The following is an 18390-nucleotide window of genomic DNA, read 5'->3' on the forward strand; positions in this document are numbered from 1 at the left end:
GATTTCAGTACACAATCCAAATTAACATTGAACTTGGTCAAGGTATGAGTAGGCTGACCGCGCTACATGTAGAGTTTAAAATGTTTGCGGCTATATGAACATATAACATGCTTCCGTGATCGCGGCGGTTGCCAGTCGCTTCTGTTCACCGTTATACTATCCTGTTGCGTTGTTACCGTATAACCGGCTCACAGCCCGTCCGCAATGTGGATCAATTCGCGCATTCCTTGTTGAATAAGCATCTCATTGGCAAAAGAAAAACTAAGCCGGATATACTGGCTGTGACGTTTGCCATGATCAAATAGTGAGCCGGGCACAAAGCTAATGCCTGCGGGTAATGCATGGCTAAGCAAGCGGGGCACGGACAGCTCTGGCGGCAGCTCTACCCATAAATTTAAACCGCCCTGTGGTTCGGTATAATGCCAGTTGGTGCGGCGCAATTCATCTTGCATCGTTTCTAGGCGAATGCATAAGGCGATGCGCAACTTATCGAGATGACGATGAAGTCGATCGGACATAAAATAATGCAAAAACACTTTCTGATTTAGCAGCGGTGTACCTCCGTCAGTCAATGATTTGCAGGAGATCAATGTTTGTAACCACGGCTGCCTTGCTGCGATACAAGCGATACGCAAACCTGGCGAAATGTATTTGCTAAAGCTGCGAATATGGATCGTATAGCCTTCCGTATCATAAGCGAACAGCGGTGGTGGCGGTGCATCGCCAAAGTAAATATCACTGCATGTATCGTCTTCGATTAGCAAACACTGGTGCTGTGCCGCGAGATCGACCAGTTGTTTGCGTTGTTCCGCTGGAATGCACCATCCGGTTGGATTGTGGAATGTTGGATTCAAGTAGAACAGACGCGGACGATATTGTCGCATTAATTGTGCAATCTGTTCGATTGGATAGCCATTTGCATCGATATCGATCTCTAGAAATCGTGCGCCTTTTTGCCGGAATACATCAAGTGCAGTCGCATACGTAGGCGACTCCACGAGCACATAATCGCCGGGACGAATCCATGCTTCAGAAATTAGAAAAATCGCCTGCTGGGCACCGCTGGAAATCAGCAGTTCTTCCGGTTCGATATAAAAGCGCGAGTGTTGGCTAAAATAGCGTGCCAACAATTGCCTTAGTTCCAAATCACCTTGCACATGCGCATACGTGCCGAGCAGCTTTGGATACAGATCGAATACCTTTTTCGTATATTCAGCAAAATAATGATTAGGCAACAAATTTGGATCGATCAGCGCTTGTGAAAATTGATAGCGTGCTGGCAACCGATGCAGCTCATTCATCGTGCCTGCAAACAGTGCAGGTTCCAGCTCATTTTCATTTGTTAATGCGTGTACAGCAGGTGGTGCGACATAATAACCGGATTTGCTGCGCGCATAGATTATGCCCTGTTCTTTCAGATGCTGATACGCTTTAAATACGGTTAAGCGATGCATACCGCTATCACGGGATAACTGTCGGACAGAAGGAAGACGCTCATGGGCTTGCCAATCACCACGCTGAATACGTGCTTCGATATAGGAACTAATATGTCGGTAAGAGACGCGTGCTGATACATCCTGCAATTCCAGCGCTTGCGTGTTGGATGGAGTGGACGAGTTGTTATTATAATGAGCAGGTTTGCTAACCGGATGATCCAGATTAGGATCGGATAGTGCCGAATGGCGGAACGATGGCATGATTAAGACTCCTTTCGAGCAGAGTAGTAGAGGGTTTCCATTTTATGAGCTGGTTAGTATGGTTTAATACATGATCTGTTCTGTCACGCTTGTTTTCATCATACAGCTAGACCATGTTCCAACCGCAGCGTCTGTTCTGTCTAACGCCATCTGTTCTGTTGTGCTTCCTTTACAATAACAGAACAAAGAGGAGGAATGACAGATGATAATGCTCGGTTATGCTATAATGTGCCTAATTTTTAGCACGACTTTTTTGGCGGTCAAAATTGGAGTGGATGCAGGGCTGCCACCATTTTGGAGCGCAGGCGTCCGCTTTTTCCTGGCAGGTTTGATCCTGATGCTCATTATGCGACTATGCGGCAAAACTAGCTTTTCGTTATTATGGCGCAAGCAAACATTATGGATCGGTGCTAGTATGACGTTTGTAACGTTTGCCGCTCTGTACTGGGCAGAGCAATATGTAACGTCCGGAGTAGGCGCATTGCTGTCTGCAACCGGCCCGGCGATGATCCTGCTTATTCGTGCACTCGTGCTCAAAGTAAATGTATCACGGATCGCGTTTATCGGTGTATTTATCGGTCTGGGCGGAGTGGCATTGCTAATGCTACCCGGCTTGTCCGGCACGGTGCACGGTCTATGGATGCTTGCATGTGCAGTCGTCATTATTGGCGAGATCGGTTATGCTAGCGGTGCCGTCTACTCCAAACAAGTATCTTCCGCCATGAAAGACGTATCCCCAATCGCGCAAAATGCAGCCCAACTTATGCACGGCGGCTGGATGCTGCTGTTGCTGTCACTATTGACCGAACACGGACAGATTCAAATCCGTGCGATGCTGGAACCAACCGCATTAGCCTCACTAGTTTATTTGATCGTCGTCGGTTCAATGGGCGGACATACACTGTTTTACTGGCTCGTCTCGCGCACGAATCCGGTATTTCCATCCACTTGGCTATACATCTCGCCTGTGCTCGCACTGCTGCTCGGCTGGGCGTTGTACGGCGAACCACTAAGCTGGCTAGTAGCTACAGGCGCAGCCATCGTCCTCTGCGGTGTCGTGCTCACCAATTTCGAATCATTACAAACATTGTGGAAAGGCAAAAAACATAGCACTATCACCAAACGACAGTTGGAGCAACGTCTGGAACCATCCCTACCCGTTAAATCAAGCTGAGGCGCAAGAAGCAAACAGACTATTTTCGATTATCGTTCTGCCGATCCCAATGTTGGAAAATTATAAACACTACAAGCAGCGTTGATAGTAGCAGGAATTCCTCCTCCTGAGTCCGAATTAGATAAGTAGCTAAATCACTACTTAGCGATATCGGAAATGGAGGGAACTGCGCAGTGAACTTTAATATCAAAACCCGTCATACAACCGCAACAAACGCATCTATAACTACCGGTGACAACAAAGCTCCGCAACCGCTGCATACGACCCGCCGCTTCGTTCGCAGCGGCATCATGGCACTGACGCTTGGCGTTGTGTTAGCAAGTGTAGGAGGATTATGGTTTACTAGTCCGTATGCTAGCGCCGCGGCTACCGGTTCTGATTCGGCAACTTCAGCCAAAGCAGCCCAGCAGCCAGCAACGGTCACATCAGGTGCTTCTACAACCAAGACTACAACATCCGGCACTGGTGTTGTGCAAACACAGACGCAAGTGTATGAAGGCAAGCACTTCCGCTTCTATTATCCGCCTGCCTGGAAAACCGGCATCAAAGCGGCAATCTACCATCCACCCGGTATGGATAGTTCCGAAGTTGTCGATTTTAGCTATAACGGTTTTTCCGTCCTTAGCTTGATGGCGATTCCACGTGCTGTCTGGAATGCGCAGTTGCCAGATGAAGTGCCTTATGGTGAACGGATCGCCGCTAACAGCAACTACATTTATGCGATCAATCTGCCGCAAGATAGCGTCTACGATCCGGCGAGCAAAGAATATCCACCATTCCACAAAAGAGTACTTACTACAGATCAAGTCAAACTGATGTTCCAAGGTAAATAAGGCTATCTTATGACCCGGATATAGACGAGATGGATCATCCGTCTGCGCCTGCTGTTGCACAAGCGAGTTAAACACTGTAAGTATGAATCGAATTAAAAATTATAGTAGTTCCATATAATACTACTGAAAATCATCATGTAAAAGAACGTTAATCTCAAAGGAACAGCACTACCAAAAATGACAGCTCAAACAGAGGAGAAGCACAAGCATTATGCTTGCGCTTCTCCTCTGTTATAGGGAACTATCGTTCATGCCGATCGATTATTATTTACTGATTTACCGCATAAATGCCTGGCTTGCCGCCAACAACACCGATCCATAGCTCACCATTGCCGACCATTACACCGCGATAATTAACAAACACATCGTTCACATTTTGCTGTGCTAGCGCATTACGCACTTTTGCGGTCATAATCGAATTGTATTCTTTCAAAAATTGCTTTTCATTCAAAATGCTGCGCTTTTTGCCGTTTGCCCCATTAACAGCTAGCGGATACGATACACGCTTGGCTACTGCGTCCAGATTGCCTTTAGCTACCGCTCGTTTCAGATTGGCAAAATAACCGGTAAACTGCTTAGCAGAGTCAAAGCCTGCCACATTGACGAGTCGATTGTTCAAATTCGATTCGGATGATGAACTAGCCGAACTGCTGCCAGTGGAGCTGCTCGAACTGCTACTGGAACTAGAGCCTGATGTCGAGTTGCTGTTGGAACTGGATGAGACGGATGGAACGGATGGTGTACTCGGCATTTGCGGTACGGACGGCGTGGCGACGGTTGCTTCTTTGACCGCTGGAACAGTCAGATCGTTTGCAGCATACGCCGATGTCGACAATGCCATCGCCATCACAGCGATCAGCGGAATTGTACGTTTGTTGATCATAATGAATCCTCCTCTGTGTGTACTGTGCATATATGATGCTGGAATACGTTATATCCATATGCTTGTTCTTTTTTACCCGATTTTAAGCGTGATTGACCAATAACTTCCAGTCTGTGTACGTATGCTTCATAATCGCGATTGCCTTGACGCTATTATGTGCTAATTTCCAGCCAGATGGCAAGCTTACTACTTATCATAAACGAAAAGAAAAAGCCTGCTGTGAGCATCATCGGCTCACAGCAGGCTTGGATTAGCGGATACAGCAATATCATTCATAACATACGTACGAATAGGTCTATGTTGATGATGCTCAACGAAGCGCTGCCCGTTCACTAGCTTATAGCAATAGATTAATTTTTGAGATGGAATGGCACAGTAGCAACAACTACGTCTTTGTAATTGAGCAAATATGCTCGCATGAGCAAACTCGTCTGATTGTGCAAAATGCTTTCCCACCAGTGCTTAGTCACAAATTGCGGAATTAGAATCGTAATATGGTCGGTTTCACCATTTTTCCATTCCACTGTATCGATAAATCGACGCAATGGGCCGAGAATGCTGCGGTAGCGCGAACGAAGCACGATCAGACGTACGCCTGGATTCCATTGCTCCCATTTACGCTCCATTTTCTCAATCGCTTCTTCATCAAAGCCGACATAGACGGCGACTACATTCGGTGATAACGTCTGTGCGTAGCTAATCGTATTCATAACGACGCGTGTAATGCCAGCGACCGGAATAATGATCGTATTGCCTTTAGGCTGCGGCTTGTCATGTTCAAGATCGATCCGTAGCTGTTCGGCTGCATTGCGATAATGCACATAAATTTTGTGGAACAAATACACTACAATCGGCAAAAAGATGAAAATAATCCATACCTGCGAAAACTTGGTGAAAATAAAGATTAGCGTAATCGATAGTGTAGTCAACATGCCGATCGTATTGATTAACAGCTTGATACCCCAGTTTGCCGGGCGTTTCTTAATCCAGCGAATCATCATTCCAAGCTGTGATAGCGTAAACGGAATAAATACGCCGACCGCATACAACGGAATCAGATTATCGGTTTCGCCGTGGAATAAGATGACGAGCAATGCCGAAGCAATGCTCAGGAAAATAATGCCGTTCGAGAAGCCAAGCCGGTCACCACGTACCATAAACATATGCGGCATGTACTTATCTTTTGCTAGCATAAAAGCGAGCAGCGGAAATGCCGAATAAGCGGTGTTGGCAGCGAGGAACAAAATGAGTGCAGTCACACCTTGAATAATGTAATAAATGACCCCACTGCCAAACGTCATCCGGGCAATTTGCGAAATGACCGTTTCCGTTGGACGCGGGCTGACACCATACCAATAAGCAAGCAGCGTAATGCCGATAAACATGCTGCCGAGAATAATGCCCATCATTAGCAAAGTGGCAGCAGCATTACGTTCGGCAGGCTGGCGGAAGTTCGGAATCGCATTGGATACGGCTTCCACCCCGGTTAAGGCAGAACAGCCGGAGCTGAATGCCTTCAGTAGCAAAAATAGACTCACATTGGAGATCGTAGCGCCAAATTGCGGAGCCGCCGCTTCAATGCCACCGGTCATATATTTGATCGTACCGCTAATAATCAGAAAGAAAATGGCGATGACAAACAGGTAAATCGGAATCGCCAGCACGGAGGCAGATTCGGTCACCCCGCGCAAATTCATTATCGTCAAAAATACAATCATAATTAAGGCAATCAATACCCGATGATCATGCAGCGCCGGAAAGGCGGATGTGATCGCATCGGTGCCTGCGGACGAACTAACCGCAACCGTCAGCACATAGTCGACGAGCAGCGAGCCGCCAGCAATCAGGCTCGGCACATGACCGATATTGTCTTTGGCGACAATATAGGCGCCACCGCCTGTCGGATAGGCGAAAATCGTCTGCCGATATGAGATGACTAGAATGACCAATAGCGCCAGCACAGCTAGCGAGATCGGCACAGAATACCATAATGCGGCAAAACCAGCTACCATCAATACGATTAAAATTTGTTCGGTTCCGTATGCAACCGAGGATAGCGCATCGGAAGACAAAATAGCGAGTGCTTTCAGTTTGCCTAGCTTTTCCGCTTCGAGTTCTGCGGATTTCATCGGTCTTCCGATCAAGATACGCTTTAACTTGCCCAACATCTGTGTGTACCCCTTCGTTGTGTAAATTTGATAGTTGACATTGTAAATAACATAATGATTATACGTGTACCGGACGATCATGGATACATATAAAATGCGTTACGATTTATATACACCCTTTTTCCGGTATCAACGCAATTTGTTCAGTTCAGCATTACAACGAACCGCACAACAGCGTACAGCATCATGCCAGCTTGTGCCGGATGAAAGCCTATACGCATATCGTTGCCTATCGGCTGTACAGCTTCTTTGTCGGCTGGACGGAACAGGCGTATTTCATTATACTCCTCAAACGCAAAAAGTCATGCTAAATTTTGCGAAAATTTGTTAAAATTAAACGATCTGCAAATTCGTTTACCGCAGCGAATTTGCCGAGGCAGCCACAACGCATAATGGACGACATCGGTTGCGAAATGTAGAACGATAGGATCAGCATAACAATAATGGAAAACAGGAGCGAACGAAGATGAAAAAAGTGATGCTACGGCTGCTACTAATCGTGACGGTATTGATGCTGGCTGCGATTGTGACATGCTTTTATCTCGGTTATTTTATGCAGGCATATTTGCTCATTTTTATCATTTTGGCGGTGTTATTTGCGATGGGGCAGGTGGCAAGTTTGAACAATAATGTATGGCTACATCGCAACAGCTATGAACGCCGCATCCAGGAAGAAACCGAGCGCTATCGCGACGAGCGTGAACGATAATAAACAATCATGTAATATTCTAAAATTTTACATTTGTACTATATAATACTCTGTGATGTTCCCGCCGATATTAATAGAAATGAATTGCCGCATCTACACTTTCATTCCAGCGCTGACGGCAAATCAGATGGCGAACAGGAGGATCACCGATGAAAAAGACAAAATGGCTGTTTCCTATGATGCTGGCAGGAATGATACTGGCAGGCTCTAGCGGCGTATATGCAGGCGTCAAGCTTGAACGGATTGAAGCGTTCAAAAATTACGGGATTCGTGTGGAATTAAACGGACAGACGTACACACCGATGAATGCCGATGGGCAGCCGCTAGCTCCGATTACGTATGAAGGTAGCACGTATTTGCCGATTCGGGCGATTGGCGAGACGATGAATACGTCGGTGCTGTATGATGCGGTCAACAATCGCGTACTGATCGGTAAAGCAGGCACCGCGAGTACTACCAATGCAGCGATACCGACGAAGGATACAACATCGACTACGCCAGCAGCGACCCAAAATGCGACGTCCACTGCACCTGTAGCGACCAAAGACACAGCAACAGCTAATGCCGCAACCGGTTCTACAACGACAGGTAGTGGCAGCACAACCGCAGCGGTCACATCACCACCGGCACAATCTTCCAAAACAGCAACTTCTGACAGCACCAATACACCAAGCGCCAGCGCTGCCGTTGCCGCAACACCAGGACCGATCGATACATTAAATGATCCGACACCACCACCAATAGCCAATATCGGGATGACAACAGGTGTCATTCAAAGCTCCTATCTGTCCGCCGACTTTCCATTCCCGGCAGACGCAGAACGGGTCAGAATGATGGAGCTAGTAGTAGGTGGCAAAAAACAGCTTTCACTCGTGTATCGCACCCAGGCGGATTTGGCGATGATCGGTAATGCGTATATTGATTATTATACTGGTTACAATATGCAATTTGGCGCTAAACAGTCCACCAGCTCTAGCATTAGTATCGTCGGGATTGTAAACGATGCGTTCGGTGTATCGATTCAAGGTAACCCGATGTCACAGCGCCCAGGCTACAACAGCGTATCGATCATCTTGGCGGAGCAGTGAAGTGAATGATGTTATAGTAATAAGTAAAATTATGAAAATGAGTGTTTAGCCGCAGGCATTTGTAAGCGATTAAGCGAGTATTTATTTTCATAAAAACGAACATTTTTTCACAATGATTTTCATAATGAAATATTATGGGAAAAGTAAGCAGGACATAGGCGGTTTGTAAGCGGGAGTAAGCAAATGGATTTGATTACGATATTGTGCCAACACCTGATATATAAGGTATCTTACCTCTACCGCAAGGAGAGGGGATGCCTTTTTTGCTGTTTGAATCGCTTGTGCAAACTTGTGGAAAACACATATTAGCGAACCTTTTTTTCGTGCCAAAAAGTCACAATACCCGCCCATAAAACATTTGAATCGGAAAAATTGAAATTTTTTCAGAAATTTTCAGTTTAGGTAGTGCAATTGGAAAATGGATATGCTAAGATACGTAGAGTTTTAAGAGATGTCTGTCGGAAATGACCTTTGAACTTCATGCCAATGCATGCTGTTGCGCGAAGTTTTTGCAGCCAAGACTGCCATAATGAATTGTAGTAAACAAGAAACAAACAAAAGGAAGGTGACATCATGAGCGCTATGAACACTGCACCAAGCAAATCAACGGTTGAGACTCAATTTAATCTGTTTAAACTGACCTGGCCGATTTTCCTCGAAGTATTCCTGTTCATGTTAATGGGGATCGTCGATACACTAATGCTGAGCGACGTATCGGACAACGCGGTGGCGGCTGTCGGTACATCCAACCAAGTCATTTCAATCGCTATACTGATTCTGGAGGTCATCGGCAACGGGGCGGCAATCGTTGTAGCCCAATATATCGGGTCACGCAAGCTGCTAGAAGCGAGCCGGATTACGGCGCTGGCGATTACGCTGAACTTATCGGTCGGTGTGCTTTTGAGCGGAACCTTCCTGCTGTTTGGTAAACATATCATGGAAGCTATGCATTTGCAGGGCGATATTTTGGCACTGGCGGAAAGTTATATCGCGATCGTCGGTGGTGCGATTTTTTTGCAGGCGTTAATTAATATTTTGGCTGCGGTCATTCGTACGTATGGTTTTACGAAAGAAACGATGTTTGTGTCGGTATTTATGAATGTGCTGCATATCGGGTTGAACTATTTGCTCATTTTCGGTCATTGGGGCTTGCCTCAACTTGGCGTACAAGGTGCAGCGATTTCTACCATCATCAGTCGCCTAATCTGTATGCTCGTCTTCTTCTGGCTCATGTATCGTGTGATGGAAGTACGCATTATGTTTGCCGATTATTTCAGAATGTCCAAAGAATACATTATGAAAATTTTGAAAATCGGTGTGCCATCGGCAGTTGAGCAAATTACGTATCAATTGTGCCAGCTCGTATTCGTATTTTATGTCACGTATCTTGGTAGTGAAGCGATGGCTTCACGTCAATATGCTAACAATATTTCGACGTTTATTTATTTGTTCAGCATTGCAATCGGGATGGGCACAGCGATTATCGTCGGTCGTCTCGTCGGTGCGAAACGTAAGGAAGAAGCATACCATCGTGTGTGGAAAAGTGTGAAATGGGCGATGGCAGCTACACTGGTGATGGATGTGATCATCATCTTGCTGCGCGAGCCGCTAATCGGGATGTTTACTAGCAACCCGGACATTATCCATATGGCTTCACAGGTGATCCTGCTAAGCTTCCTGCTGGAAACGGGACGAACATGCAATATCGTGATTATTAACTCGCTCCGTGCCTCCGGCGATGCGAAGTTCCCGGTCTATATGGGACTCATTTCGATGGTGTGCATGAGCTTGCCGCTCGGCTATCTGTTTGTATTCAAAATGAACCTCGGTCTCGCTGGCATTTGGCTGGCGATTGCAGCGGATGAATGGACACGCGCGGTCATTATGTATTTCCGCTGGAAAAGTAGAGCCTGGGAGAAACACGCACTCATTCAGCATGAAGAACCGGAAGTGCCAGAGAAATTGCCGCTGGCAGCGCCGGTATGACCTTGCACTCCAAACTTGCGGGATACGATGATTGTGTCGTATAGCAGTCGGTTGGCAGAGCGGCATTGCCTGTGTGCAGATGATGTAGTGTAGCTTTATAGTATAAATAAATCCCGTTCACCGGAGGGTGGGCGGGATTTTTGATATATACTGTTTGCTGGTCGGATGGTGGAATAGACACGCATCCGACTCCATTTAAAGCCGGATCACACGGCGATATTGCATATAACCGATACGTTCTGACCAATCCAGTTCATTTTGATACGGATTGCGGTAATAGGTTGCGACTGGCAAATAGCCTAGCATTATCCCGATCCCGCCGCAGATCGCATTGCCGCCATCGCCGCCTTTATCGATATCTTGCCCATCCGCATTAACAGTCAATTCATACCGATAAGGATCGCCGGTAAAATGCAGTCCAAACGCATTAGGCAGCTCCAAATCGTATGGACGATCATCGTGCTCCGTACCATCAGTAGACTTGTGGAAATGTCGCAATTTCAGCGTATAATCAAAGCTATCTCCCCACGGAAACAACGTCCGGCATCCGCCGCCATACACATACTCCCATTCATCTTCGGTTAGCAAGGAAAACGGTGGTGTCAGATCATAGTCGATCCATTCCTGCACATCTTCCGCATCGTTAAACACATACAGCTTCACTTGGTCGCCATCACGCTCAAGCAGACAGGTCTGGTCTACTTCCAGACTACGATAAGTGGACGTTTGAAACCGCTCGAGATGTTCCAAAATATCGTCATCTTCTTCCGGATCAAGCTGTTCGGGCGCATAACGTATCCAACCGACAGCATGCGTCTGTCGTTCCACTACGAGCGGCGCGATCTGCGCTTGCCGTACGGGAGACATTTGTGGTGAGATTATCGAATCCGCTTCATCCAGCTTTAAATCCAGTTCGCTTAATCCGGCTTCTAAATCTTCTCGTGTAGCTTGATCCAGCTCACTTGGCAATCGATCCAACCCCAATGTCACCGTATCACCAGGCACAAATACAAATTCACTGCCTTGATAGGTAAACACACCCGTCTCGGTCGTCTGTCCATAACGGTTAAACGTTTCCAGTCGATCCAGCGTAAAGCCGGTTGGAAGCTGGGCTTGCAGTTGTGCTAATAACTGCTGCCGTTGCTGACGCTCTAGCGTATTCCAGATTGGACGATTATATTGCTCGTTCATCATCGATTTCGTCTCCTTTCGGTAGCTATAATAGGGTTGCGATTGTTCTAGCTGGCTGACTTCGCTTTTATTGATAGCGGCAGCATGCTTGGGCTTAGCCATTAACTGCCATCTTTGGATCACCATTCCCCCTGTTCTTGATGCAATATAATTTATTGTACTGCCGTAGATTGTATTGCATCGATGTAAGAGTACCGAACTGCTCGAATCAATGCACGTATTGGTATACTTGTACTACAGTAGATCAAGCACAAGTACCGAACTGCTCGAATCAATGCACAAATTCTACGTACTCATATCCAGTAAATTATAGCATGGACACAGCGGGTTAAACATCGTGCAAGCATCACGAATGAGAGGGCGGAGCGTATTACTGTGCACGAATCGGCACGGCAAGCAATGTGAACACGCCAGCATAGGGGGCGGTATATTGCAGCATATAATGATGTTGCTCTAGCCACTGCTGTAACAGGTTGACAAGGGAAGGATCGTTTGCTTTGTCCGGCGTGTCTGCCGCCATCGTATCGGTAATACATATGCGTCCATATGGTTTTAATACGCGCCGTAGCTCTGCTAATGCCAGCGGCAGCTCTTGTTCGGTAAAATAACGGAAAGCAAAGCTGGACACGACAAAATCAAAGCTGCGATCATCATACGGAATCGAAAGCAGATTGCCGATGCGCACGTCCAAAGTCGGAAATTTGCTGCGGCATTGTTTAAGCATTTCCCGCGATTGATCGATACCGGACATCTCTGCTCCTTGCGCCAGCAACTTGCCAGCAAGATTGCCGGTGCCTGTACCAAGATCAAGTCCTCGCTCACCGCTGGCGGCACGCACGCTAGCCGCCGTATAATTCAGTACATACTCATAACCTGGATAAGCGTGATGATCGATGTGCACATGCTGGTCATGCTCGGTAGCACGCTGATCAAAATTCCAATGATCCCGCCAGTTATGCCGCAGTTCGCGTAGTTGCCGTGCTTGCTGTGCAAGTTCAAAAAATTCCTGTAGCGGCACTTCACGCTCATTGTGCAACAGCTCTAGCATTTGCGCAGTCGTCTCCGCCATACGCCGCATTTCCAGCCACTGCCCGGCAAGCAATGCTTGCTGTAGCTCCAAATAATAACGCAGCCGTTCGCGATCAGTCACCGTCTGCTGCGCAGACTCCGCTTCCAACACCTCGCGAATATCTTTGACGCTCATCCCGGCTTCGCGCAGTGCGATAATCGTTTGCAGTCGCCATACATCTTCGTCGCTAAATATTCGATATTGATTAGCTTCCCGCTCCACCTGCGGCAGCAAACGATGCTGCTCATAAAATCGAATCGTCCGTGCCGATATGCCCAGCTTGCGCGCCAGCTCGTTAATTTTCATGAGAAACTCCTTTGCAATACATATATACAATAGTGACAACAAAGGTTGTTCACCTCATTTATAGCATGCTTTAATTATAGGTGATGATTAGCTATATATTCATTTCTATCACATTTTATAAAACAGCGTCTATAACGGTATCGATCATATTAAGTCATGACGAGGAGGCAACGATGAGAAAGCTTGAATCTGCGATTTCGGTAAACTATGAAACGTTTATGGATATTGTTAAATATGAAAACGAACAGATCAGTGGGGCAACGGTTTATCATTCCAATTTAGGTTCGCCCCTATTTTTTCATTGTATCCTTCAGCAGTTGCGGTTGGATCATTGTGATCTGAACAATGCGAGATTTTTTGCTGCTTGTACGATTGAGCAATGCCAGTTTATCCATTGCGATCTGCGTGCGGTTGGCATTGGGGATGGTGAAGCTGTGTTTACAAAATGTGAGTTTATAGGTTGCGATATGCGGGGAATGACGTTGGAACATGCGACATTTATCGATTGTACATTTAACAAATGTACATTTAGTGACCGTATATTAAAAGCATCCCGTATCGTGAATTGCTGTTTTGTTGGCAAATTAAGCGAGATTACGTTTGAAGGGACAGGCAAGCAGAAATTAAAGGCGGATTTTGCGAATTGTAGACTGAATGGTGTGCAATTTATCGGTTGTGATTTGACAGCATGTATTCCGCCCAACTATCCAGATCATTTGTATGTTAACGATCTATCTGCCCGCATCGCCAACGCTTTGATGACTACTGATGCAAACATTGCTTTGTCTGCTGACGAGCGTAAACAACTGGTGCGTAGCCTGAACAATCTGCAACGTAACGAACAGTATATTTTTAATATGACCTATATGAATAAAATGTATGGAGCGACGTTTACGAAAGCATGGGTGGGCAGTTTAGGGTTGGCTGAATAGGCAATCTAGACATGAACCGAGTGATAAAGATAAGCTATGAAAAAGAGGGTTTATAGCGAAGTGGGAATGATTCGAATCATAAAGCGCGAATTTAAAAACATTATCAAAGCTAATATTTATCATGGTCAAAGTAGTAGGCTGTCTCAAATAAAAATTGTGTTTAAACGTCCCTAAATCGATTCAGCACCAAGCCATTGTTGGATCGACAAACTGTAAATATGTTTGATACAAACTAGTAGTAGCTTGACTGTTTTCAATATTGGTTTTAATTCTACTGCCTGTCCTGATGAATAGCGGGAAGCTATGCAACATCAAACTATAAAGCGAAAGCGGTCATAATAGTACGATATCGTTTTATGTTGAGACGATTACAGATGAATTGAACTTAAAAGCATCAGCCGCCATACCGCTGCTGATGCTCTTTTTTCATGCGTACATAATCCGTATCCGTCTTCGCTTCATCCCATTTCACCTTAAAAATGCGTGCAGATTCCGCTTTGATCGGGTCGCTTGTATAAGGGAGTATATTGCCGTCTTCGTCGTATTTGCGTCCGCCTTTGTGATTGGTGTAGCGGCGGGCGCGGGTGTAGCCCATTTGCAGAAATTTGCGTGCCATATCCATGCCGATAAAGTCGTTTTGTCGTTTGTATTCCAGAAACAGCGCATAGATTTTCTCGGAAGATTCGGTAGCGATATCCGGTGTTTTAAAGCGCCAGTGTGGCAAAATTTCGCTTTTGTACGGCTCTACCATCAGCACGCCTTGCTCGCCTTTGCCTACACGATACAGTTCGGGATGTTCGCGCAAATTAAGATTCGGATAGTCTAGATCATAGTCGAATTTGTCGGGCATAACGATCACCTCGGTTTGTCTGTTTCCAACCATTTACCCGTTTATACAGTGATGTATTCGTTCATAGCAAATGTTAATGATCGTTATAGGCGAGCCGTCGTGATGACTACTTAACACACCATGTTTGCGTACACAGCTTAACCAATATATGCGTCTGCATGGAAGTGCAGGTTATAGGCGAACGGTCATAAGCGGTAATAACATTTATTTGTCGCACAAAAAAAAGCATCGCTTACCGCACAACAGCAGCTGTAAGCGATGCTTTTAGTTAAACATGATCGGCTATACTTGCTAGCAAAGCTAACTCATTTATCGATAATATCTTTAATATCGTCTTTGAGCGCTTCGGATTGTGTACCGAAAATGACCTGTACCGCGCCCTGTCCGAGTCGCATAATGCCAGCTGCACCAAGTTTGCGCAGTTCAGCGTCTTCAACCTGGCGATCATCTTTGACCACGAGACGTAGACGGGTAATACAGGCGTCGATGCTGTCGATATTTTCAGCGCCACCGAGATGGCTTAATACTTGCGCGGCTTTGCTGTTTGCGTTAGCACTGGATGCTGAGATCGCTGCCTTCGTACCATCAGCTGGAACAGCGGTTAATGGCAGATCGTCATCCTCACGACCCGGTGTTTTCAAGTTGAATTTTACGATCAGGAAGCGGAACAACCCATAGTACAGTAAACCAAATGCCAGACCGACCGGAATCATCCGCAGCGGATGTGTTGCCAGCTTCATATTGACCAAATAGTCGATCAGACCGGCAGAGAAGCCAAAGCCGAGTTTGACGTCCAGCATATACATAATCAAGCCGGATAGACCAGTTAACAGCGCATGCACAATATAGAGCAGTGGTGCGGTAAACATAAACGCAAATTCCAGCGGCTCCGTAATACCGGTGAGGAACGAAGCTAGTGCCGCACTAATCATAATAGCGGCGACCGCTTTGCGTTTTTCCGGACGTGCAGTATGGATAAAGGCAAGCGCCGCACCTGGTAGTGCAAACATCATAATCGGGAAGAAGCCGGACATAAACATACCTGCTGTTTTGTCGCCAGCGAAAAAGCGGGTCAAGTCACCATGCACTACTTTACCAGCAGCGTCCGTATAATCACCAATTTGGAACCATGCGATCGAGTTGAGCACATGGTGCAAACCGATCGGTACGAGCAGACGGTTTGCAACGCCGAATATAAAAGCGCCCAATCCGCCCAAACTGACAACCCACATCCCGAACACGGAAATCGCGTCTTGAATCGGACTCCAGATCATACCGATCAACGTAGCGAGCACGATTGTTGTACCGGCTGTAACCATCGGCACAAAGCGTTTGCCGGAGAAGAACCCAAGCCATTCCGGCATTTTAATATTGTAGAAACGATTGTACATATATGCCGACCATAGACCGACGAGAATACCGCCGAGCACGCCCATATTGAGCTTCACATCATCCGGTATATAGCCCATCATGCCTGGAATAATGCCAAGGATTGCGGTCAAAATCATATAACTAAGTACAGCCGACAACGCGGCAACGGCATCACGTGCCATCCCGATCGCAATACCGACCGCAAAAATCAGGGCAAGATTGCCAAAAATCGCACCGGCACCAGCGGTCAACAACGGGGTAATATAGTGATTCATAAAACCGCCAACAGTAGAGCCGAGCGGGATGTCCGTCTCGTAGTTAAGCAGCCCGATCCCTTGCAAAATAGCTGCAGCAGGCAATGTGGCGACCGGAAGCATCAGTGAACGGCCGATCTTTTGCAAAAATTGAAGCATAGCATAATCCCCCTGACAGTCATATGGACGCGCAAATGCGTCATTTCCACGATGACTATATTATTTTTAAAGCTGTAAAACGATGAAACCGTACAACAAAAGTATAGAATTTATGAAAAAAATTTTCAATACGGAGGATATAGCAGTCATTCACCCATCCGCTAATCCTGCGTTTATCCGTACATTTGCAATGTAGTTGTATAGATAATGACGCACGATTAACGGATGAATGGAAGCATAGCTACCATAACTCCGGCAGTACAGCATGATCGTATCGATTACCAGTTGGATTTGGGAGTACAAAGCGGTCTTCGCAGTGATGGGGGCAAAACACGATGTTATGAAGCAAAGGCATATCTTAATCGATGTGGCACATTAACTTTCCTTGTTGTACGTGCGAAATAGCCGGTACAAATGCATAGCTAGAAAACAAACTTCATCCTCCGGTACCGTCAATTTCAGCTCTTTTTCCATCACACCTTTCATGCGTAGTGCAAGCGCATATTCCGCAGCATACTGATCGCGGATTTGTTGGATCAGCGGGTTATCCACAAGTGAGCCTTGGACGATTCGCTCCAGCGCGAAGCGTAGATGGATCATCAGGCGTACCTGATTCATACTGCCCTGCCGGAATGTCATCTGGTGCTCCTGCTCGATCATCTGTTGCAGCTTGCTCAGCAGCGATGACATTTTGACCAGTTGTCCTAGCGGAACATGCGTAACAGCCGAATGGATATGATACGTCAGGAAGCCGGCTTCATCTTCCGGAATGTCCAACTTGAACGCCTCCCGAATCATCTGTAGCGCATCCAGCGCCACCTCGTATTCCTGCGGAAAGCAAAGCTGGGTTTCCTGCAAAAAAGGATTCACAATCTCAATCCCATGACGCATCCGATACACGGTGAACTGAATATGGCTTGGTAGTGCCAAATAAATCTTGTCGTTCAATCGTTCCGGAAACGTCTGTCCGATCCGCTGGATGATGCGATCGGACACATCCATAATGGACGCGTCCATATCCTCAAAAAAGGTAGGATGGTTCATTAGTTGTTCCCGATCTTCAAGTCGAAACCGCTTTTCGATCCGTTCATCGGTTGTGTCCAGTTGCTGCAAGTTTTTGGCGGCAAAGCCGAGCCCTTTGCCCAGCAGCACATATTCAACACCGGTTGCTTCAGAGGAAGCCATAACGATGTTGTTGCCGACGATGCGATCTACACGCAACAATCGATTGTCTATGCTCATTCCGAAATCACCTCTTGCTTGCAGAATAACACGGTCAGGCGCTGACGAAAAGCAATAATGACGCTGCAGCGATACATTTTGCTATTTATACCTGACATGTCATCCAGCCAAGACCAGAAACGTCAAAAAGAGCCAAGACAATGGAGACACAGCAGTACCTTGAAAGGTACCGGTATCGTCCGTTGCTTGGCTCATGCCCATTACTGGTAACACGCCGATGTACGGTCGTTATATTTAATTTGATGGCGGTTTCATACGTAGCATATAACGGATGAAGGGAAGCGTCAATATCGTTTTTGTATTTTCACGGTGAAAATATTTTTCTTCTTTTATTATCCTAAAAATAAATACGGAAGTTTACAAATTGCTGTATTAGATAGCTCATCGTTGTTAAGCTGTTTAATATAATTATCATACGTATAATCGATCGAGTTCAGTATGTCTGTTATTTTATAATTTGGATTTGTATGAAGATAGA

Annotated in this window: 14 protein-coding genes; 6 read left to right on the plus strand and 8 right to left on the minus strand. The window is 46.2% G+C overall.

Translation table 11 applies throughout. The features are described 5' to 3' along the window. Positions 1–188 precede the first annotated feature (188 nt). Positions 189–1697: an aminotransferase-like domain-containing protein gene (locus U1I11_RS11560; RefSeq protein WP_322906284.1), complete on the minus strand. Its 1509-nt coding sequence runs from the start codon at positions 1695–1697 to the stop codon at positions 189–191. Between the two features lie 202 nt (positions 1698–1899). Here U1I11_RS11560 and U1I11_RS11565 point away from each other — a divergent pair, with 202 nt between their 5' ends. Both U1I11_RS11565 and U1I11_RS11570 read left to right on the plus strand, forming a co-directional pair. Next, positions 1900–2871: a DMT family transporter gene (locus U1I11_RS11565; protein WP_322906285.1), complete on the plus strand. Its 972-nt coding sequence runs from the start codon at positions 1900–1902 to the stop codon at positions 2869–2871. A gap of 173 nt (positions 2872–3044) precedes the next feature. Next, positions 3045–3704: a hypothetical protein gene (locus U1I11_RS11570; protein WP_322906286.1), complete on the plus strand. Its 660-nt coding sequence runs from the start codon at positions 3045–3047 to the stop codon at positions 3702–3704. A gap of 268 nt (positions 3705–3972) precedes the next feature. Here U1I11_RS11570 and U1I11_RS11575 read toward each other — a convergent pair whose 3' ends face one another. Together U1I11_RS11575 and U1I11_RS11580 are read right to left on the minus strand one after the other, a co-directional pair. Further along, the gene (locus U1I11_RS11575; RefSeq protein ID WP_322906287.1) at positions 3973–4587 is read right to left on the minus strand and encodes a hypothetical protein; all 615 of its coding nucleotides are present in this window, start codon (positions 4585–4587) and stop codon (positions 3973–3975) included. 350 nt (positions 4588–4937) lie between these two features. Beyond that, positions 4938–6755 carry an APC family permease gene (locus tag U1I11_RS11580; RefSeq protein ID WP_322906288.1) on the minus strand — a complete coding sequence of 606 codons (1818 nt, stop codon included), beginning with the start codon at positions 6753–6755 and terminating at the stop codon, positions 4938–4940. Positions 6756–7221: 466 nt separating this feature from the next. On the opposite strand from U1I11_RS11580, the gene U1I11_RS11585 reads away from it, so the two are divergent. From U1I11_RS11585 to U1I11_RS11595, 3 genes are all read left to right on the plus strand, one after another. After that, positions 7222–7464: a hypothetical protein gene (locus tag U1I11_RS11585; RefSeq protein ID WP_322906289.1), complete on the plus strand. Its 243-nt coding sequence runs from the start codon at positions 7222–7224 to the stop codon at positions 7462–7464. A 149-nt stretch (positions 7465–7613) separates the two neighbouring features. Beyond that, a complete protein-coding gene (locus tag U1I11_RS11590; RefSeq protein ID WP_322906290.1) occupies positions 7614–8552 on the plus strand; it encodes a hypothetical protein in 939 nt (312 codons plus the stop codon). Between the two features lie 573 nt (positions 8553–9125). After that, positions 9126–10538: an MATE family efflux transporter gene (locus U1I11_RS11595; RefSeq protein WP_322906291.1), complete on the plus strand. Its 1413-nt coding sequence runs from the start codon at positions 9126–9128 to the stop codon at positions 10536–10538. A gap of 195 nt (positions 10539–10733) precedes the next feature. Here the strand turns inward: U1I11_RS11595 and U1I11_RS11600 are convergent, their stop codons facing one another. After that, positions 10734–11732, minus strand: a complete 999-nt coding sequence (locus tag U1I11_RS11600; protein WP_322906292.1) for a hypothetical protein — start codon at positions 11730–11732, stop codon at positions 10734–10736. Positions 11733–12099: 367 nt separating this feature from the next. Then, positions 12100–13104: a MerR family transcriptional regulator gene (locus tag U1I11_RS11605; protein WP_322906293.1), complete on the minus strand. Its 1005-nt coding sequence runs from the start codon at positions 13102–13104 to the stop codon at positions 12100–12102. Positions 13105–13277: 173 nt separating this feature from the next. Between U1I11_RS11605 and U1I11_RS11610 the strand changes: the two genes are divergently transcribed. Further along, positions 13278–14036: a pentapeptide repeat-containing protein gene (locus U1I11_RS11610; RefSeq protein WP_322906294.1), complete on the plus strand. Its 759-nt coding sequence runs from the start codon at positions 13278–13280 to the stop codon at positions 14034–14036. 394 nt (positions 14037–14430) lie between these two features. On the opposite strand, the gene U1I11_RS11615 is transcribed toward U1I11_RS11610, so the two are convergent. The 3 genes from U1I11_RS11615 to U1I11_RS11625 form a co-directional block, all read right to left on the minus strand. Continuing rightward, positions 14431–14886 (minus strand): DUF4385 domain-containing protein, encoded by a 456-nt coding sequence (locus U1I11_RS11615; RefSeq protein WP_322906295.1) that lies wholly within the window; start codon positions 14884–14886, stop codon positions 14431–14433. 305 nt (positions 14887–15191) lie between these two features. Continuing rightward, entirely contained in the window at positions 15192–16670 is a 1479-nt protein-coding gene (gene nagE, locus U1I11_RS11620) for an N-acetylglucosamine-specific PTS transporter subunit IIBC (protein WP_322906296.1), read from the minus strand. A 375-nt stretch (positions 16671–17045) separates the two neighbouring features. Next, positions 17046–17912 carry a BglG family transcription antiterminator gene (locus U1I11_RS11625; protein WP_322906297.1) on the minus strand — a complete coding sequence of 289 codons (867 nt, stop codon included), beginning with the start codon at positions 17910–17912 and terminating at the stop codon, positions 17046–17048. Positions 17913–18390: the final 478 nt, after the last annotated feature.

The sequence above is a fragment of the Paenibacillus campi genome, from assembly GCF_034659835.1.
Classification (GTDB): domain Bacteria; phylum Bacillota; class Bacilli; order Paenibacillales; family Paenibacillaceae; genus Saccharibacillus; species Saccharibacillus campi.